Source organism: Botryobacter ruber, from assembly GCF_003347595.2.
Lineage (GTDB): Bacteria > Bacteroidota > Bacteroidia > Cytophagales > Hymenobacteraceae > Pontibacter > Pontibacter ruber_A.
The window spans coordinates 26,141-46,237 of sequence record NZ_QCZK02000033.1; the positions used below are offsets into that span (position 1 = coordinate 26,141).

Here is a 20,097-nt window from a genome sequence, read left to right on the forward strand (position 1 = left end):
CAATCAGTTTCAAAAATTATATCAGGTAGAAGAAGGTAAATACAAATACCCACACCAGGTCTACAAAGTGCCAGTAAAGACCAACTTTCTCCACCATCTCATAATGTCCACGTTTATGGTATACGCCATTAACGGTATTGATGAAGGCCATGATAAGTAACACTACTCCTGAAAATACGTGTGTACCGTGGAAACCAGTGATGAAGAAGAATAAATCTGCAAACAAGGGAGGTCCGTATTGGTTAACAGTCAGGCTAGCGCCAAACACGCGGGTACCATCGCCCAGCACCATACCGGTGTCGTCACCAACTATAAAGTGCGTCCACTCCCATGCCTGGCAACCCAGGAAGATACTACCAAAAAGGATCGTCCACAACAACCATTTCTGAACATCATTTTTATCCATACGATGACCGGCTTCCACAGCTAGCACCATCGTAACAGAACTAAGAATGAGGATCATGGTCATGAGCGCCACAAAGGCCAGCGGCAGATCCACACCATGCAGCCCAGGGAATGCATTAAATACTTTTTCAGGTATTGGCCACCACTGAGTAGAAAAGGTAAAAGCTTCCGGATCGCCGACATAAGGCAGGTGCTTATGACGCGACAAACCATAAACAATCAGCAGTGCTCCAAAAGTAAAGGCATCTGATAGCAGGAAAAACCACATCATGAGTTTTCCATAGCTAGCTTTTAATGGCTCGTTACCACCATCCCATGTACCAGCCTTTGGTGCTTCCAGCGTAGTTGAAGTAGACATAATAATATAGTGAAAAACGTGTTTAGTGATTTATCCTTAAAAATATGTACAAATATAGCCAAAGTGCTCCTAAAAAATGCCAGTATATAGTGCATAACTGTATACGAAGCATATTCTTTGAGTGTACTTTATACCTGAAACTGGCTATTAAAACAGCCAGAATAAATATTAACCCGGAGATGAGGTGAAATCCATGCACACCTGTCAGGACATATAAAAAAGATCCTGCCGGATTACTTTCTGTACCACCAAAAAAAACATTGTTACGTACAAGCTCAGCCCATCCATCAAACTGCCCTGCCAGAAAAGCAACGCCAAGTCCGAAGGTAAGCAGCAACATGGTCTTCAGTACGCCCAATTTATTATTTCTGGCTGCAAAATAGGCCCACTGCATGCTGACACTGCTTAGTAAAATAATTACAGTATCAATAAACAAAATGTTCGGTAACTCGAACTCCAGCCAGTTACCCTCTGCTCTCCTAACTATGTAGGCACTGGTAAAAGCAGCAAACATCATGACGATGCTCACTATTATCAAGATCAGCGCGAACTTTAACGGATGTACTCCCGCTGATTTAGTTTCCTCATTAAATGTTCCGGGAACCATTGCTAAATCCATAACTCAAACTTTATCCAAAACAAAAGCAATCTGCACAATAGGCAAATATAAAAAAGAACCAAACATGATACTCATGGCTGCCTTTTTAGAACAGGTCCTCATCAGGTAAAATGTCTGGGCTAAAAATAATACGCCGCATACTACTGCAATAAGCGCAGAGGTTGAGCCCGTCATTCCAAACTGAAGTGGTAATAGACTCAGCGGAATAAGCAGGAGCGTATAAATCATAATCTGTATAGCTGTTTTCAGATTCTTCCCTCCTGCCATCGGCAGCATCTTAAACCCAGCCTTTTTATAGTCGTCGTCCAAAACCCAGGCAATCGCCCAGAAATGAGGAAACTGCCAGATGAACTGTATACCAAACAAAATCCAGGCTTCTACACCCAGCGTGCCCGTTGCAGCAACCCAACCGATCAGGGGCGGAAGGCCACCCGGAATAGCTCCAATAAAAACACAAATAGGATTAACCCGCTTCATGGGTGTATAAACAAAGCCATACAGCACCAGTGAAACAAAAGACAAAACAGCAGCCAGGGGATTAAAATTAACCCACAAAATTGCTAAGCCAATAATACCTATAACTGTCCCGAACAAACCTGCTTCCTGAACACTAACCTGACCCGTTGGCAAAGGACGCTTGGCTGTTCGCTTCATTAGCTTATCCAGGTCCTTTTCCAGGATCTGGTTGATTATGTTAGCAGCACCCGTAACCAGGAAACCTCCCGTTAACACCAGCGCCACCTCTACAACCGTACTGTTAAACCGGCCCAGGATAAAACCAATAGCACTTGAAAAAGCAACTACAAAGCTTAATCTGAACTTTAAGAGTTTAAAGTATGCTGTTGCTTTATTTGCCATGATAACACCTGACAAGAGTAGGTTCGATTTGTGTGTGTACATTATCTTACTGCTACTTTCGCCTTTAACGCTGCCTCGCGTGAGGCAAACCTGTAATAAATAAACATAAAAAACTGAAGCCCGAATAAAAGCGTCGCGAGAGTGAGATGCAGCGGTTGCAGAAAAGCAGGAATAGCAAAATAAGCCATTATAACACCAAACACGATTTCCAGCCCCAGAATAACCAACATCGAGTTTGCCATTAACGACAAGTTCCTGTTCTTCAATTTATACAGTTGATAAACAACAAAGATATTCAAAGCAAGAATGGCAATGGAAACAGAACGATGAATGTAAAACTCAAGTCCCAGATTATCTACCCACAACGCTCTGTTTGCACCTCCCATACTATATGCTATCGTATCTACTTCTTCACGTACCTGCGTGCCTAAGATTATTTGGGCAAAAGTAACTACGGCAATTATCACCAGTAGCGCCTGCAGCCTTCCTGAAAAACTGATTGTTCCGGAAAAAGCAAAATTCTGTGACCGAACAAGTGCATACTCTAACAAAGCAATCAGCACCAATGCCAGGGCCATGTGAATGGTGACAGTTACCGGTAAGAGATTTGTAGAAACAACTATCGATCCCAGCCACCCCTGTATCCCGACAATAATAAAGCTCAACAGGGCTAAAAAGAAAACCGTCTTATCCGATTTCAGGTATGGAACAGCATAAACTACTGTTAGAAAAATCAGAATTCCGATAAGCACGCCAACCAGCCTGTTTACATATTCGATCCAGGTTTTAGTAACATTAAAATCTGTTTCGATAAACTGACTTGGATGATTAAAGATGGAAGCAGAAAGGTTCTCAAAACCAAGCCTGTCAAGGTAACCCGCTAGCTTCTGGTTCTTCTCTATCCGCTTCTGCTTGTAAACTTCCAGATAATCATCTGGTAATTGGCTGATATCAGTCGGAGGAACCCAGCTGCCGAAACATTTTGGCCAGTCAGGGCATCCCATTCCTGAACCAGTACTTCGTACGATTCCTCCGACTAATATCAGAAAGTAAACAGCAATAACTGTTAGTACTCCAATAGTTCTAAACCTTTTATGATAAAAAGATTTATTCATTTATTTTACTCAAGATCCTTCTCGTGAGGGAAGTTAGATGACTGTGTTTCTGAGAATGGTACCGTCTGAGGAATATAATCCTCTACAGCACCCGGTTTGCTATAGTCATAAGGCCATCTGTATACTACCGGCAGTGGGCCAGGCCAGTTGCCGTGTCCAGGCAGTACAGGTGTTGTCCACTCAAGCGTGTTTGAATGCCAAGGATTCGGAGTAGATCGACGACCTTTGAAAATGCTGTAGATAAAGTTGAACAGGAAAATAAACTGAGCAGAGAATCCAATAATCGCTGAAATTGAAATAAAGGTATTCATATCAGCAAACATGTTGAAAGCTTCAAAGCCTGTCCAGGAGTAGTATCTTCTAGGGAAGCCCGCAATACCCAGGTAGTGCATTGGCATAAACACCAGGTAAACGGCAATAAATGTCAACCAGAAATGGATAAAGCCAAGTTTTTCATCCATCATTCTTCCGAACATTTTAGGGAACCAGTGATAAACTCCGGTAAACATACCAAAGAAAGCAGCAGCACCCATTACAAGGTGGAAGTGAGCAATAACAAAGTAGGTATCGTGCAAATGAATATCAAGTGCAGAGTTACCAAGAATAATACCTGTTAAACCACCTGAAATAAACAGCGATACAAACCCAATGGCAAACAACATGGCAGTTGAAAACCTGATGTTACCACGCCACAAGGTAGCCAGCCAGTTAAATACTTTTACAGCAGAAGGTACCGCAATGATAAGCGTCAGGAACATGAAAACAGATCCGAGGAAAGGATTCATACCCGACACGAACATATGGTGCGCCCATACCACAAACGACAGAACCGAAATACCCATCAGGGAACCAATCATCGCACGATAACCAAAAATAGGCTTACGTGAGTTTGTAGTAATAACTTCCGATACAAGCCCCATCGCCGGCATAATTACGATGTATACCTCCGGGTGACCCAGGAACCAGAACAAGTGCTGGAAAAGAACAGGGCTACCGCCAGTATTCGCAAGTGCTTCGCCGGCAATAAAAATATCAGAAAGATAGAAACTGGTACCAAAGCTTCTGTCGAAGATAAGCAATAAGGCAGCAGAGAAAAGAACCGGGAAAGCAAGCAGACCAAGAACTGCCGTTAAAAACAAAGCCCAGATTGTCAATGGTAACTTTGTCATGGACATTCCTTTTGTTCTCAGGTTAATAATGGTAGTGATATAGTTCACACCACCTAATAACTGAGATACAATAAACAAGGCCATACTTACCAACCAAAGCGTCATACCTAAACCAGATCCCGGCATTGCTTGGGGAAGTGCGCTCAGCGGCGGATATACTGTCCAGCCACCGGAAGCAGGACCTGTTTCAATAAACAGGGAGGTAAGGAGGATAATGCTTGACAGGAAGAAAATCCAGAAGGAAAGCATGTTCATGAAACCGGACGCCATGTCACGCGCACCGATTTGCAGCGGAATAAGGAAGTTTGCGAAAGTACCGCTCAAACCTGCAGTAAGTACAAAGAACACCATGATGGTTCCGTGCATGGTTACCATGGCCAGGTAAAATTCAGTACTCAGTTTTCCGTTTTCAACCCATCCTCCCAGGATTGGCTCCAGGAAAGTAAAGGTAGCCTGAGGCCAGCCTAACTGAAGACGGAAAAGAATAGATAAAAATCCTCCTACAAAAGCCCAGAAGATACCGGTAAAAAGGAATTGCTTCGCAATTACTTTATGGTCCTGGCTGAAAATATATTTCTCTATAAAATTTTGTTCATGATGATGCTCATGCTCTTCATGCACATCATGATGTACTTCGTGAGTGGAGATATTTGTACTTGACATACTCAACAGTCTTTAATTGCTACAACTCTTTTTTTACTTCTTCAGCCTTTTCAGATTTATTCTCTAAAACAAGTTGCTTCTGAGAATCAAGGGTGAATTTGGCTAACAGGTCAGGATGTTCTTCTGAAAAAGGCTTCTGAGAAGCCACCCACTCTTCAAACTCATCTTCTTCGTCAACCACCACCAGAAAACGCATGGCAAAGTGGCCCTGCCCACAGATTTCGGTACAGGCTAACTCATAGTTGAAACTTGAATTACCTGTTTCGTTTTGCATTTCAGCTGTAGTCTTGGTTGGCACAAACCAGAATTTAGTCGGCATACCTGGTACAGCATCCATTTTCAGACGGAAGTGCGGCATGAACACACTGTGGATAACATCTCTGGATCTGATTTTCAGCAGCACAGGCTTGCCTTTAGGCACGTGAATTTCGCGGGGCATAAAGTCGTCCATGGAATTTGGATCGCTGAAGTTAACACCCATTTCATTTACGGCATCCACATAAGAAACATGAGCTTCACCTAACTTACCATCAGCTCCTGGATAGCGCACCATCCAGTTGAACTGCTTACCCATCACTTCGATCACTACTGAATCTTCGGGAGCAGCACTGGTAATGTTTGTCCAGGTTTTCCAGCCATAAAACACTAAAAGTGCCATTACAATAGCTGGAATCATGGTCCAGATAATTTCAATTTTGTTGTTGTGCGGGTAGTAGTAAGCCCGCTTGTTATCCTGGTGCTGGTATTTGTAAGAATACCAGAAAAGCAGAATTTGCGTCAGGACGAACACGATACCAATCACTACCATTGTAATCCAGAACAGCTCGTCTGTCCACTCGCCGTGTACGGAGGCAAGTGGCTGGTTCATGGTATCCCATGAGTCAGCGAAGGACCAGAAGAAAGCTGCACCTCCAATGAGCAGGAAGAGCAACAGCAGCACACTGTTTACTTTGTTACTAACTTTAGTTGTTCCTACCGCACGTTGCGAAGAACCCCTGAAAATCGATGCCAGCGTACCTATTCTGAATAGCAAGAACAGGATTACTATTAAAAGAACGATGGATAACCCTATGGCGAACGTAATCATTATATAACGTTTTTAGTATAATCTCTAAACATGATGGTGAACACTTTCCTCCAGGAATGGGTGGTTAACAGGTACAAGAGAGGCTTTTGTAAGTCCTTTTGTAAATGTTATCAGGAACACTCCTAAAAATACCAGTGCTGTACCAATTTCAATAAAGCCAATGCCACCGCTTGCACCCATTGTAGCAGGCATCATCATCAGGTAGAAGTCAAACCAGTGACCGATAAGGATAGCAATTGTCACCAGTTTCAACATGATCATCTGGCGCTTTGCATCTCTTGTCATCAGCACCAGGAATGGGAATGCGAAGTTGATAATCAGGTTAAAGAAGAAGATCCAGGTGTATTTGCCATCATGGCCGCCTAACCTCTCCAGGAAGTAGATTGATTCTTCCGGGATGTTGGCATACCAGATCAGCATAAACTGCGAGAACCAAACATAGGTCCAGAAGATAGAGAAACCAAATACAAACTTACCTAAGTCGTGCAGGTGGTTGGCGTTTACCATTTTCAGGTAACCGTTCTGCTTCAGAATGATAACGGTGAGGGTGGTAGCTGCAAGACCTGATACCCACCAGCTGGCAAACACATACCAGGCAAACATGGTACTGAACCAGTGCGTGTCAATGGATAATACCCAGTCCCAGGCAGAAAGCGAAGAAGTCACACCAAATACTACGAGGAAGGTAGCGGAAATCCGGATGCTTCTGTGGTAGTAGTCTGTACCGCCATACAGATCTTCGTTGATGGAGTTTCTTCTTAACCAGTTAAAGAACACGATCCACAATACAAAGTAGGCAACCATCCTGATCAGGTAGAACCAGAAATTCAGGTAAGGTGCTTTCCCTTCAATGATCGGATCATAACGGGGATCATTTACATCATACAGGTACTCATGCGTCCAGTGAAAGATATCATGCCCTCCGAACAGGAAAACAAGCAACATAACAGCACCACCAATTGGAAGGTAATAGCTAAGTGCTTCTGGAATACGCTTAATTAATACAGACCAACCTGCATAGGCTACATATTGTACCGCAATAAAGAACACTCCAATGAGTGCAATACCAGTAAAATAAACGTTATTGAGCCACAGGTTAACAAATAATCTTTTGGACCATGTTACTGCTTCGTGTGCAACTGCTGCAGCTTCACCATGTGCTTCTTCAGCATGATGTTCACCTCCCCAACCGGCAGCCATGGCAATAATACCAACTATAAGTAAAATAACACCTATAGCTATCATTAAGAAAAACTTGTTATTCGTTTTTCTTGAAATGATGAGTCTTTCTTCTGTCATTATCCTTTTAAAATTTTGCCTTAGACGTTAGTTTTTAGAAGCCTTCTCAACTGAAGTGTTTTCTGATGAACCAGTCACCGGATTATCAGTTATCGCTTCACCTCCAGCTTCGTTTTCGGCTGCACCAGCAGCAACTGTTGTTCCTGTTTCACCTTTCTGAAGCTGTTGTACATACATTACAATTTTCCAGCGCTCAGTCGGATTAACCAGGGAACCATGAGGTCTCATGCGGCCCCTGCCGTTCGTGATAACATGAAAAATATGTCCGGCTGGCAAAGTGGCCACTCTGCCGGATGAATAAGAAGGTACTCCCAGGAATTTCTGACCAACCAGTCCCTGTCCGTCGCCCTGTGCACCATGGCAAGGAGAGCAGAAACGGGTATAAAGCACTTTTCCTTCCGATAGGTTTTCTTCTGTATAGGCAAGCGGATTTTTCAGCTCAACACCTGCCACTTCAGCAGTGTCTACTGATAAATACAGGTTATATCCCTGTTTTCCTCTGGCTACTGTTCCACGCGCAGGCTCACGCATGTTCATACCACCAGGGTTATACAGATTTGTCTTAATCTGTGAATAAGGATCTAATGGAACAGAATGATACATATCCGGGGCATATTCCGTACCCGGGTTCTGTTCATTGTTACATGCAACCAACACGGCTGTTGTCAGCAATACGGCCGAGGCTTTCAGGCCAAGTGTAGCTATTCGTTTCATTATTTCAACACCTCCTTCTGATTAACCTCGATTGCACCATTAGTACGAAGCAGATTATTCAGCGCGGAAAGATCTGTTACGCCATCTTTTACTTCTATTGCCATTACAAACTTATCATCTGTAGATCGCTTATCGAATACCGGCACCCGGGTAGAAGGCTTCAGCTTCTGGACGATAAGAAAAGTAATTACCATTCCATGCGCTGCAAAAAGCACCGTAAGCTCGAATGTAACCGGAATAAAGGCTGGCAAAGAAATGTGGGGTTTACCACCAATGATCATTGGCCAGTCGAAGCCTAGCATCCAGATCTGCATCCAAAGTGCAAAGGCCATTCCTGTCAGGCCCAGAAAGAAGGCTGCGATAGGCAGTCGTGAGCGCTTTATTCCTAATACATCGTCTATACCATGTACAGGATATGGCGAAAAAACATCGTATATTTTGGTACCGGCTGCCCGTACATTCTCGATGGCCTGTAACAGGACATCTTCATCATCGTAGATACCCAGAACAAACTTTTTATTCATTGCTATGTGATATGTTAGTAATCGTATGCTTTGCAGATCCATGCATGGCTTTTGCATGCGGTTCATGGTGGTGAGGCTGCTTTCTTTCAGAAGAAGATTTCAGAATTGCTTTAACCTCAGCCATGTTCACTACCGGGAAGTATTTGGCAAACAACAGGAATAATGTAAAGAATAAACCTATCGTACCTACATATACCCCTATATCAATACTTGTTGGCGAGAACATAGCCCATGACGAAGGAAGGTAATCTCTGTGCAGCGATGTAACAATAATTACAAATCGCTCGAACCACATACCAATGTTTACAAAGATGGTGATGATGAATGTGGCCACTAAGCTTCTTCTGATTGCTCGTACCCAGAAAAGCTGTGGCGTGATTACGTTACATGTCATCATGGACCAGTAAGCCCACCAGTAAGGACCGGTAGCACGGTTGATGAAAGCATACTGCTCATATTCTACCTGCGAGTACCAGGCAATGAAGAATTCGGTAATATAAGCAACACCCACGATAGAACCTGTCAGGATAATTACCTTGTTCATCGACTCGATGTGCTCCAGTGTAATGTAATCTTCGAGTTTAAATACTTTGCGGGTAATGATCATCAGGGTCAATACCATCGCAAACCCGGAGAAAATCGCACCAGCCACAAAGTAAGGAGGGAAAATAGTGGTGTGCCATCCTGGAATTACCGAAGTTGCAAAGTCCATGGATACGATGGTGTGTACCGAAAGTACCAGAGGCGTAGCCAGACCTGCCAGGATAAGGGAAACTGTTTCGTAACGTGACCAGGCTTTTGCTGAACCTGTCCAGCCGAAAGAAAGAATGGCATAGGCTCTTCTGGCTATCGGACCGGTAGCACGGTCGCGGATGGTTGCAAAGTCTGGAATAAGGCCGATGTACCAGAAAACCAGCGACACCGAGAAATAAGTTGAAATCGCGAATACGTCCCAGAGAAGCGGTGAGTTAAAGTTAACCCAGAGTGAACCGAACGTGTTTGGCAGCGGGAGTACCCAGTAAGCTAACCACGGACGGCCCATGTGCAGTACAGGGAACATAGCCGCACATATTACCGCAAAAATGGTCATCGCTTCAGCGGCCCGGTTAATCGAGGTTCTCCACTTCTGACGGAAAAGCAAGAGAATCGCTGAAATAAGTGTTCCGGCGTGACCGATACCTACCCACCATACGAAGTTAGTGATATCCCATGCCCAGCCAACTGTTTTATTTAAGCCCCACTCGCCAATACCGAACCACAGGGTGCGATATACCGAGTAACAAAAAATCGCAAAACCTACCAGCGCCACAGCCAGAGCTGCCGCCCAACGCATGTTGGGCTTCGCTTCCACCTGCCTGCAGACATCTTCGGTGATGTCGTGGTATGTTTTACCCCCTGTAACAAGAGGCTCTCTTATCGGAGATACATGCTGCATAATGCTATCGAAATTATAAATTAAGCTAAGTTTCTAATTTTTGTCAGGTAGGTAACGTTAGGCTGCGTATTGATTTCTTCCAGTACATGGAAGGCACGCTCGCCCTGCTCACGAGCCAGTACTTTTGAAATACGGCTCTCCGGATCCAGCATATCACCAAAGATGATGGCATCGGTCGGGCAAGACTGGGCGCAGGCAGAAACAATCTCACCATCTTTTGGTCTTCTGTTTTCGCGTTTTGCCTCCAGTTTACCTAACTGCACCCGCTGCACGCAGAAGGAGCATTTTTCCATCACACCTCTTGCACGAACTACTACATCCGGGTTCAATACCATTTTGCCCAGGTCGTTGTTCATGTTATAGTCGAACTTGTCGTTGTTTGCATATGCAAACCAGTTGAAGCGGCGTACTTTATAAGGGCAATTGTTTGCACAGTAGCGCGTACCAACGCAACGGTTATAAGCCATCTGGTTGATACCTTCCGAGCTGTGCATGGTAGCGGCAACCGGGCACACTGTTTCGCATGGCGCATGGTTACAGTGCTGGCACATCATCGGCTGGAAAATAACCGTCGGGTTATCTGCCGGGTGCTCCATCACATCGTACTCTCCTTCTTTGTGCTCTCTTGCGCTGTAGTACCTGTCGATGCGCATCCAGTGCATTTCACGACGGTTCAGTACTTCAGCTTTACCCACTACAGGTACGTTATTTTCGATATGGCAGCTAAGGGTACAGGCACCGCAACCAATACAGGAGTTAAGGTCGACAACCATACCCCAATGGTGGTTCTTGTACTCATAATCATCCCAAAGAGAGATAGTCGATGGTTTTACTTTTCCGGCATGTGTTGTCAGACGAATGTATTCCGTTACCTCTTTCGGGTTCTCAACATATTTTGCCAGTGTATTTTCCTGTACAACCAGACGATCCATGATCGTGTGGTGCGTCTGCATCTGGGCAATTTCTGATGTAGCGCCTGTTTTCTCCAGCTGCTTAACCGGGCCGTTGAAGAAAACGCTGTTGTTGGCAACCGTTGCTACCGGGAAGGCATTGGCGCCCAGACCCTTCGCAACAGGCATTGTGTCTAAGGTACGGCCATAACCCATGGCAATACCAACAGTACCAACAGCCTGGCCAGGCTGGATAAGCGCAGGAGCTTCGATGGTCTTGCCACCTGTAGTTGTCAGTCGGAGCACGTCACCCTGCACAATGCTGCCTGCTTCTGCATCGGAACGGGAAATGGTAATATAATTTCCCCAGGTCGCTTTCGTGATCGGGTCACCCATTTCCTGCAGCCATGGATTGTTGGCATCATAGCCGGGTCCCATCTGTATTTTCTCATACACTACTGCTTCGATACCGCTAGCAGCAGGTCTGGCAGAAGTTGTAGCAGCTGCGGCGGTTGCAGCGGCCGGATTCAGGCGCAGCATGGTAGCGCCCGACTCAAGCACGCCATCGTGTACTGATTTCTCCCAGAAGGTATTGAAATCGCCGGTGGCAACTTTACGCCAGTTGTTTCTGATATAATCGTAGAAGGTATCGGAGCTACCATTCCAGGTCAGCAGGCTGTCCTGCATCTGGCGGGTAGTAAAGATCGGGGAGATCGCAGGCTGTGCGATGCTCAGGAAGCCTTTCTTCGGCTCGAAGTCGTTCCAGGATTCCAGGTAGTTGTTATCCGGAGCTACATATTCTACCAATGATGCTGTTTCGTCCATTATTTCAGCGAACGAAACTGTCAGACCAACTTTTTTAAGGCCACTTACTACTTTGTCGGCCAGTGGATGATCGTAGGCAGGGTTTGCTTTGTAGAAGAATACAGCACCGATAGATCCGGCATTCATTTCGTCGATAAAACGCAGCATCTGTGCATCGTTCCCCTGCTTCACAAAATAAGGAGCAGCAGTATCGATGGTAGTACCTTCAGCACCAAGGGTACGGTTGATAGAAGCAACCAGTGTCTGAACAGCCGGATCGTTAGAACCGGAAACAACCAGGGCTTTGCCTCTGTTGGCGTTCAGATCTTTTACGGCAGCTGCAAAGGCTTTGCTGTCGATGCCGGCAGGGGCGCTACCGCCTCCGCCCAGGCTGTTGCTCAGCGCCTGTACCAGCGCCAGTTCCTGCGACGGCTTAATTGGCACGCGCACATCCGCGTTAGCTCCTGTCAGGGAAAGGATTGTCTCGAACTGGTAGTGACGAGACATGTCTTTTTTATCGGCAGAAACTTTTCTGTTCTGGATATATTGTTTTGAAAATGGTGTCGGAGCAATCCAGGAACCCAGGAAGTCGGCGCCAATGCTGACAATTATGTTAGCTTTGCTGAAGTCGTAGCCCGGGATTACACCGCCGTTAGCACCAAGCAGTGCCGATACGGAATTCGCATCGTAAACTACGTGCTCGAAATTTCCGGTTTTAACACCAAACTCATCAATCAATTGCTTGGTAGACGGGCTGATAACGGTAGAAGACACAAGTACCACCTTGCCATTCACACTGCTCAGCTTTGACATTACTTCGCGGTCCAGCTTGGCCCAGTCAGATTCTTTCCCTTTGATAAAAGGCGCACGCAGCCTGTTGTTGTCGTACAGGTTCAGTACGGAAGCCTGTGCTCTTGGGCTGGTTCCTAGCGGGGTAACAGAAGAAGTAGGATTTGGCTCGATTTTGATCGGACGGCCTTCGCGCGTCTTAACCAAAATACTGTTGTAATCGCCATGCGAGAAGTAGGTAGAAGCATACCAATTGGCAACACCCGGCTCAACATCAACAGGCTTGTTCAGGTATGGGATTGCCTTTCTTACAGGCGCTTCGCAGGAAGCCAATGTGGCAGCTGCCAAACCGAAACCAAGAAGCTTTAAGAAATCTCTTCGTGGAGCGGTTACTGTAGAAGAAGGACTTTCGCCCTTTGCCTCATTGATTGGCAGGAATTCTGGAAACTCATTATGAGCATGCTTTGCGAACTCCGGAGTGTTTTCTAACTCCTCAATTCCTTTCCAGTACTTAATTCTGTCTTGCATAAATATATCTAGAAAACTCGAATGCTAATTTGTAATATAATGAACCTGATTAGTAGTGGCACTTGGAACACTCGGCACCACCGTTAGACGTCACAGTAAAGGCACCATCAGAAGATGCTTCGTGCAGCTTCACCAGGTTATCATAGTAACCGTTGCCTTTTGTGTTCAGAGGAGTTTCGCGGTGACAATCGATACACCAGCCCATGGTTAGAGGAGCATACTGGGCAACAACTTCCATTTCCTGAATAGGACCATGGCATGTCTGGCACTCTATGCCGCCCACCTGGGTGTGCTGCGAGTGGTTGAAATAAGCAAGATCAGGCAGGTTATGGATACGAACCCACTCAATTGGCCTGTTACGCTCAACAGCTTTATAGATTTTCTGGATTTCAGCAGATTCTGTCTTGATCTGGCTGTGGCAGTTCATACAGATGTTGGCCGAAGGAATGCTGGCGCTTCTGCTTTTATAAACGGTTGTGTGGCAGTAGTTACAGTTGATCTGGTGATCGCCGGCGTGCAGTTTGTGCGAGAAAGCAATCGGCTGCTTTGGCTGGTATCCCTCCTGAATACCTACCCCCATCGCATAATCCAGGCTTAGGTCAAGTAACACCACCACAAAAATGAGCGTTACCAGCGTACGTACTGCTTTGGATCTGTAGATTTTAGAGAAATCGAAGCGTTGGTTTACTACTTCGTAATCGTACTCATCCAGCTCCTTGTTCTTGTTCAGGTAGTTCTTCAGAAGCGACGTGATCAGCAACATCGTCACCACCAGCACAATCAGCACCACGATCAGCACCACAAGGATAATATCCAAGTACGGACCTATAGCACCAACAGCATCTGTGCCGATTTCACCCTCACCACGCTCGCCTCCATCTGTCGGGCCAACCGGTGCCTGCGCAACCCCCTGACCGGACTCGATGAATGCCAGAATGGAAACAATTTCATCGTCTGAGAAAGCAAAAGAAGGCATGGCCTGTTTTTTAAACTCCTCATAAATCGCAACTGCTTCCGGATCACCGGCCTGGATAAGGGCCTGGGAGTTTTTAATCCACTTAAGTAACCATGGCTGACTTCTGCGCTGCGTTACGCCTTCCAAACCTGGACCAACCAGTTTGTTTGAACCGGCAGAGTGGCAGCTGGCGCAGTTGTTCTTAAATAATGTTTCACCCGCACTTACAATAGCTGGATCATCTACCGGAAGACCGCTTTTACTGGAAGCTGTGGCACCCTGGGTTGCGCCAGGTGTTACACCATGCGCATCAGGGGTTTCCTGATCGCTCGCCTGAGCCCATGCTCCGAACGAAGCAGTAACAGCAAAAAGAAAGGCAATAAGAGATTTTTGAGTTGCTTTAAGTATACAGCTAATCATAGCCAATGTCACTTGTATGTTTAGAATATGATGAAAATCATTAATGGGCACAAAACTACTATGAGAATTCCATTAATCAAATTTAAATACTTTATTTTTGGCTAACATCATATTAAAACCCGTACATAAGCCACCATTTTGATAAAATGTCAATTAAATTGATTTAAGGCCATTTTATTTAAAATTATTCTAAATTATCACCGCCTGCCTGCTACCTGTTTTCCTGCCCCGGGAATAACAAATATTAATAATCAGCTTGAATAAATTTCCGCCTTCATCTTCCCGCTTTTTAACCACCTTTTTCCTCAACTTCGCCCCTGCTCCTCTTCGGGCTTTCCTGCAGCATTCGTAAAATGTTATATACTCAAACGCAATTTTTTCTGCCGCCAACCTCCTGTACCGGAACTGCCCGATACGCGTCTCCCAACTAACAGCAGCAGGGGCAACATACCCATAAAAGCAGTTTTTATTCAATAGCCCTCCCACAAAACACACCTCTCCCCTGCCAACATCTGTATTTCTATTTTATCACCCTTATTTTTCTGGCAAAATCAAAAAAAACAGACAGAAGAGTTGTGTTATAGCTCCTGCACCAGGAGCAGAGGCTGTGGTGGCTGCTGCAGCAGATTTTTTAAACCGGGGGCGAGGTGATTTCTGTTATTTTACATTGCAGCCACTGCCACCATAGCCTTACCCCCTGAGCCCGGCACCAGGAACAGTTCAGGACGGTTTTTCAATTACTCCAATGTCTTTTTGGCCGAACCTGTTATTGTAGGCCACCTCCAGTTTATGAAGCAGGAAAAGGGAAACGATCAGCCAGATAATGCCCATGGCATACCCCGCCAGCACGTCGGTTGTGTAATGCACGTTCAGGTAAATGCGGCTGTACCCGATCAGCAGCAACAGCAGGCTCAACAGGATAGAGTACACCCATCGCCGGATGGGGTGCGGCACGGTTTGCCATATCATATAAATAAGCAGCCCGTAGAACGAACCGCCAATCATGGCGTGCCCGCTCGGGAAACTTAACCCGGTCAGTTCCAGCATGGCTGTTTCGGGGCGGGGCCTTTCGAAGGTATTTTTCATCAACTGGTTCAGCATGGTGCTTGTAAAGGCAATAATCATGACTTTGATGCTGTACCAGCGCAGGTGCTTAAACCAGGCGAACACCAGCACGAGCAAGGTAGGCACCACCACCAGGTAGTTGGCAGAAGCAAAAAAGGAAAAGAAACGCATCAGGCTCGTCATGGGCGGCGAGGTGTGCCGCTGCGCAAAACGAAATACAGCCGCATCGAGCCTGTTGTCCTGCTGCAGAAAAACTTCGCGCGCCATGTAGGCAAACAAAACCATACAGCCCAGCAACAAGAGCCCCACCACGACCACCTCCAGCGAAAGGAGCGCAAGCAAACGCAACAAGGTTTTGGTAAACTGCTTCTTCATGGCGGCAAATCCGGTTTCGGGATAAAAAGTTTTACGCGGTGCCGAAAAAGCAGTTTACCCGGAAGTTGGCATGCAAAGCGGTTGGCTGGAGAAGTTAAACAGGGGCCGGAAACAAAAAAGGCCGGCATGTAGCCGGCCTTTTAAACATTTAAGAGTGCGCACGGGGAGATTCGAACTCCCACACCTTGCGGCACAGGCTTCTGAGACCTGCACGTCTACCAGTTTCGCCACGTGCGCGAAAACACAGTCTTAAAGTGTTGCCCCGTTCTTGTGATTGGGAGTGCAAATATACTAACGATATTTTTATTTGCAACACCTCCTGAAAAAAATTTTCAGGAAGATTTTGGCGGTTCTTCCATCACGACCGGATTTATTTCTTTCCGCGTGAAACGTTCCAGCTTCTGCAGGCTCCATATCCCGATAATTACCCATAAAAAGCCCGCAGCGAAGCCTGCCAGCACATCGGTAAAATAATGTACGTGCAGGTAAATCCGGCTAAACCCGATCAGAATAATGGTAATACTCAGAAGTACGACCAGCGAATAACGCAAGCCTTTGGGCCGCACATGCTTCCATGCCAGGAAAATAAGAAGCCCGTAAAACGATGCCGCCACCATAGAATGCCCGCTCGGGAAGCTCAGCCCGGAGGCCTCTACCAGGTGCTGCAAGCCCGGACGGGGCCGGTCAAAAAAGTTTTTGAGCACCAGGTTCAGGCTGATACTACCAAGCGCAACTACCGGCACTTTAAGGGAATACCAGCGGTGCCTTTTAATAAATAGGAAATAGACAATAAGCGCAATTCCGGCGGTTGTAAGAAAATAGCGGGACCCCAGGAACGTAATGGCTTCTATCAGCGATGTAACCCAGTCGGCAGAAACACTGGAAGCAAAGGCAAAGGCATCGGAATCTACACTAAGGGGAGCGCCTGCACGTACTTCGCTGCTCAAATACAGAAATATTATGATGCAGCCTAAAAACAAAGTCCATACAAACAGCAGCTCTACCGTAAACAGCGCTGCTTCTGCGGCCATTTTTTTATAAATGCGTTGAATCATATGCAGGTGTTGCGTTTTAACCGGTTTCTAACTTATACGGCAGCCTGCAGGCTTGTGTAAAAGCAGCCGTAGTTTTTACAGGTACTCAAACGGTTTTGTTGTTCTGTTTCCGTTCCTACTACGAATCCTGCGCCTGCCGGTATTCATCTTTACGCAGTGGAAGCCCAAGCAAATAAAGTTTTTTTGATCTTCCTTCTATTCTTCCTTTTTCCCAGTGGTAATCTTCGGCAGTTAATCCTTTCAATAACTCATCCATATCGTCCAGGGTGTAGGTGCGGGCGTTCGACACGGCTCCATCCCAGGCAAAAAACAACGGAATTACCGGTACCAGGTACGTAAACACGAGTTGCCGCCAGGTGAGCGGACGGGCCAGGGGCGTCAGAAACAAAGCCGTGACAAAATTAAATGGCAGCGCCACCCACCACAGCCACACCGGGTAGCTGTTATCACTGATTTCGAACACACAGATGGGTTGCCGGTTAACCAGGGCATCTTTTAATATCGCGCGGGCTACCTCCGGCTTCATATGATGCATACTGCACACCATGGTCCGGACGCCCGTTAAGCCCGGATCAATGTTAGTCGCATCTACGGGCTTGGCTAAATAAGTGATGCCTGGATTTAGACCACTGTTTACGCGTTTCGCTGTTTCCTTGTCCGGATACAGGTCGGTAAGCATTAAAGTCAGGTTGGTAAATTGGTACTTGTCTTTTAAAATCCGGAACACCTCGAACATTGGTCCCCCGCTCCCCGAGCACAGATCGATAATGGCCGGGCGCTCTGCATGCGGCAGTACTTTAACCAGCAGTTCGGCCAGTTCGTTGCTGGTTCCTAGAATTTTGTGCATGACCACGAGCAAACGGGTCATGCACTGGCGTAACCAGTCCGGGAACCAGTCCAGATCTTCAAACTCAACCAGGTGAATCCGTTTCATGTTCTTCTTTTAGGATACAAATTCGTACTAAAGATCGGATAAAAAGCATTACGAAATTAAAAAAATGAAAGACACATTACGCCTGTTTGTTGCCGCCGCGTTGCCACCTGCCCTTACCGAATACCTGGCCCGGGAATCCGCACAGTACCAGGATACGTCGGTCCGGCTGGTGCCAGCGCAGAACCTGCACCTCACGCTTTTCTTTATCGGAGGCACCCCGCTGGAAGCGCTGCCGGAACTGGAAGAAAAAATACAACAGGCCGTTCTGCCGCACGCGCCTTTCCAGCTCACCCTGCAGTGCCTGGAGCCGGGGCCAAGGCCACGGAAGCCCCGGCTGGTGTGGGCCCGGTTTCAAGAAAGCCACCCGTTTGAGCAGCTGGTCCGGGATCTTACACTGCACCTGTCACCACAGCCACAGCAGCAAAAAAAAGCCATTCCGCATATAACTGTGGCCCGTTTCAGGAAAGGCAAACCCGTACCGGCTTCCCTGCCCACCATCCAACCGCCCGAAGAAATTACGTTTACGGTAGCTACGGTCGGGTTGTGGAAGTCGGAACTGGTGGCACCGCACCCGGTCTACAGCGTGCTGCGCGACTTCCCGCTGGGGCAAAACCTATAGTCCCTTTCTCCAGTATGAGTAGCACTGATATTAATTATGTATTGTGTATGAACCAGTCTGAGCTGACCGAATTGTTGATGAAGATGAAAGACAAGGGCCTGACCCTGGCCTTTGCTGAGAGTTGTACTGCCGGCATGCTGGCATCGGAGTTAGTAAAAGCCACGGGCAGCAGCGATGTGCTGCTCGGAAGCCTGGTGGTGTACCATCCTGAGGCAAAAAAGAAACTGCTGGGGGTGAAGCAGGAAACGCTGGACCTGTACACAGCCGAATCGCAGCAGGTGACGAACGAGATGGTGATGGGCCTGAAAAAAGCGTTGAATGCGGATATCTGTGTCGCTTCGACCGGTTTGGCCGGTTCCGGAGGGTCGGAGCACGAAGAAAAGCCGGTGGGTACAATGTTCGTCTCTATCCTGTATGACGGCAAAGCAGAGGAGTTCCGCGAAGTTTTTAAAGGCAACAGCCTGAGCATCCGGAAACAACTCACCGATTATATTTATGAAAAGCTGAACGGCATCATGGACAACCACTACGACCGGTAATCCAATACTGTCAACTTAAGAAAAATTATAGTGAATTGTCATTTCGACCGCAGGGAGAAATCTGGGTTATCTCGTGGCTGTAACAATATTTCAGATTTCTCCCTGCGGTCGAAATGACAATCAATCTTTAACTGATGGCATTGACCGGCAACCTATCTGGCCTGCTACTATTTTCTTTTGCCCAAACTCCTGTTACCTTGCCGGCTTAACTGGCCAACTCTGTTTTGAACAAGCTCCCCGACAGCGGCTTCGACCGTGTTTCTTCCTTTTATGACTGGCTCGCCACCCTCGTGTATGGCAATTCGTTGCAGGAGGCGCAACTGGCGCTGCTGCCGTTTGTGCAGGAGCACAGCAAGGTGCTGCTGATCGGGGGCGGCAGCGGCTGGCTGCTGGAACAGTTGTGCCGGTCGGGCAAGAAGCTACAGGTGCTCTACCTGGATGCCGCGCCTAACATGATTTACAAAGCAAAGCAGCGGTTCAATCATCTCCCCTTCCCGCACCAGGTCACCGCTACCTTCAGAACAGGCACCGAAGCGGCCTTGCTGCCTGCCGAACGTTTCGACGTGATCATCACGCCTTTCCTGCTGGACCTGTTTCCGCCCCTCCGCCTGCAGCAACTGATGGCAAAACTGCTCGCCAGCCTGCAGCCCAACGGCTGCTGGCTCTTCGCCGACTTCTGGCCTGTTGCCCCTGCCCCACCCTTCTGGCAGCGCCTTCTTATCAAAAGCATGTACCTGTTCTTCGGAACCCTCAGCGGTGTGCAGGCCCGTGCCTTGCCCGATTACCGGCGACAGTTTGAACAACTTTGTTTGCAGGAGGTTTTCAGCAACTCTTTTTACAAAGGCATGGTGCAGGCCAAAGTTTACCGGTGTTTCTAG

At 46.8% G+C, this 20,097-nt stretch carries 18 protein-coding genes and 1 tRNA gene; 3 read left to right on the top strand and 16 right to left on the bottom strand.

What is annotated here, in order from left to right:
- Window positions 1–16 precede the first annotated feature (16 nt).
- The 16 genes from DCW36_RS09465 to DCW36_RS09540 form a co-directional block, all read right to left on the bottom strand.
- Window positions 17–763: a cytochrome c oxidase subunit 3 gene (locus tag DCW36_RS09465; protein WP_114783376.1), complete on the bottom strand. Its 747-nt coding sequence runs from the start codon at window positions 761–763 to the stop codon at window positions 17–19.
- 22 nt (window positions 764–785) lie between these two features.
- A complete protein-coding gene (locus tag DCW36_RS09470) occupies window positions 786–1,382 on the bottom strand; it encodes a cytochrome c oxidase subunit 3 (protein ID WP_240676111.1) in 597 nt (198 codons plus the stop codon).
- A 3-nt stretch (window positions 1,383–1,385) separates the two neighbouring features.
- The gene (cyoE, locus tag DCW36_RS09475) at window positions 1,386–2,240 is read right to left on the bottom strand and encodes a heme o synthase (RefSeq protein WP_240676112.1); all 855 of its coding nucleotides are present in this window, start codon (window positions 2,238–2,240) and stop codon (window positions 1,386–1,388) included.
- A gap of 41 nt (window positions 2,241–2,281) precedes the next feature.
- A complete protein-coding gene (locus DCW36_RS09480; RefSeq protein ID WP_114783378.1) occupies window positions 2,282–3,355 on the bottom strand; it encodes a COX15/CtaA family protein in 1,074 nt (357 codons plus the stop codon).
- Window positions 3,356–3,360: 5 nt separating this feature from the next.
- Window positions 3,361–5,187, bottom strand: coding sequence for a cytochrome c oxidase subunit I (locus DCW36_RS09485; RefSeq protein WP_114783379.1), 1,827 nt, complete (start codon window positions 5,185–5,187; stop codon window positions 3,361–3,363).
- A 19-nt stretch (window positions 5,188–5,206) separates the two neighbouring features.
- Entirely contained in the window at window positions 5,207–6,274 is a 1,068-nt protein-coding gene (locus DCW36_RS09490) for a cytochrome c oxidase subunit II (protein WP_114783380.1), read from the bottom strand.
- Window positions 6,275–6,298: 24 nt separating this feature from the next.
- Window positions 6,299–7,573: a quinol:cytochrome C oxidoreductase gene (locus tag DCW36_RS09495; RefSeq protein ID WP_114783381.1), complete on the bottom strand. Its 1,275-nt coding sequence runs from the start codon at window positions 7,571–7,573 to the stop codon at window positions 6,299–6,301.
- Window positions 7,574–7,600: 27 nt separating this feature from the next.
- Window positions 7,601–8,287 carry a c-type cytochrome gene (locus DCW36_RS09500; protein WP_114783382.1) on the bottom strand — a complete coding sequence of 229 codons (687 nt, stop codon included), beginning with the start codon at window positions 8,285–8,287 and terminating at the stop codon, window positions 7,601–7,603.
- Window positions 8,287–8,811: a DUF3341 domain-containing protein gene (locus DCW36_RS09505; protein WP_114783383.1), complete on the bottom strand. Its 525-nt coding sequence runs from the start codon at window positions 8,809–8,811 to the stop codon at window positions 8,287–8,289. Before DCW36_RS09505 ends, DCW36_RS09500 begins: the two co-directional genes overlap by 1 nt.
- Window positions 8,804–10,246, bottom strand: a complete 1,443-nt coding sequence (gene nrfD, locus DCW36_RS09510; protein ID WP_114783384.1) for an NrfD/PsrC family molybdoenzyme membrane anchor subunit — start codon at window positions 10,244–10,246, stop codon at window positions 8,804–8,806. The genes DCW36_RS09505 and nrfD overlap by 8 nt, the downstream gene beginning before the upstream one ends.
- 20 nt (window positions 10,247–10,266) lie before the next feature.
- Window positions 10,267–13,257: a TAT-variant-translocated molybdopterin oxidoreductase gene (locus DCW36_RS09515; protein ID WP_114783385.1), complete on the bottom strand. Its 2,991-nt coding sequence runs from the start codon at window positions 13,255–13,257 to the stop codon at window positions 10,267–10,269.
- Window positions 13,258–13,306: 49 nt separating this feature from the next.
- Entirely contained in the window at window positions 13,307–14,632 is a 1,326-nt protein-coding gene (locus DCW36_RS09520) for a c-type cytochrome (RefSeq protein ID WP_114783402.1), read from the bottom strand.
- A gap of 720 nt (window positions 14,633–15,352) precedes the next feature.
- Window positions 15,353–16,072 carry a phosphatase PAP2 family protein gene (locus DCW36_RS09525; RefSeq protein WP_114783387.1) on the bottom strand — a complete coding sequence of 240 codons (720 nt, stop codon included), beginning with the start codon at window positions 16,070–16,072 and terminating at the stop codon, window positions 15,353–15,355.
- Between the two features lie 155 nt (window positions 16,073–16,227).
- Window positions 16,228–16,309: transfer RNA gene (locus DCW36_RS09530), tRNA-Leu, on the bottom strand.
- Window positions 16,310–16,404: 95 nt separating this feature from the next.
- Entirely contained in the window at window positions 16,405–17,127 is a 723-nt protein-coding gene (locus tag DCW36_RS09535; RefSeq protein ID WP_114783388.1) for a phosphatase PAP2 family protein, read from the bottom strand.
- Window positions 17,128–17,245: 118 nt separating this feature from the next.
- The gene (locus tag DCW36_RS09540; protein WP_114783389.1) at window positions 17,246–18,061 is read right to left on the bottom strand and encodes a hypothetical protein; all 816 of its coding nucleotides are present in this window, start codon (window positions 18,059–18,061) and stop codon (window positions 17,246–17,248) included.
- Window positions 18,062–18,125: 64 nt separating this feature from the next.
- Here DCW36_RS09540 and thpR point away from each other — a divergent pair, with 64 nt between their 5' ends.
- The 3 genes from thpR to DCW36_RS09555 all read left to right on the top strand — a co-directional run bounded on the left by thpR (window position 18,126) and on the right by DCW36_RS09555 (window position 20,097).
- Window positions 18,126–18,680 (top strand): RNA 2',3'-cyclic phosphodiesterase, encoded by a 555-nt coding sequence (thpR, locus tag DCW36_RS09545; RefSeq protein ID WP_114783390.1) that lies wholly within the window; start codon window positions 18,126–18,128, stop codon window positions 18,678–18,680.
- A 47-nt stretch (window positions 18,681–18,727) separates the two neighbouring features.
- Window positions 18,728–19,219 (top strand): CinA family protein, encoded by a 492-nt coding sequence (locus tag DCW36_RS09550; RefSeq protein WP_114783391.1) that lies wholly within the window; start codon window positions 18,728–18,730, stop codon window positions 19,217–19,219.
- A 224-nt stretch (window positions 19,220–19,443) separates the two neighbouring features.
- Window positions 19,444–20,097: a class I SAM-dependent methyltransferase gene (locus DCW36_RS09555; protein WP_114783392.1), complete on the top strand. Its 654-nt coding sequence runs from the start codon at window positions 19,444–19,446 to the stop codon at window positions 20,095–20,097.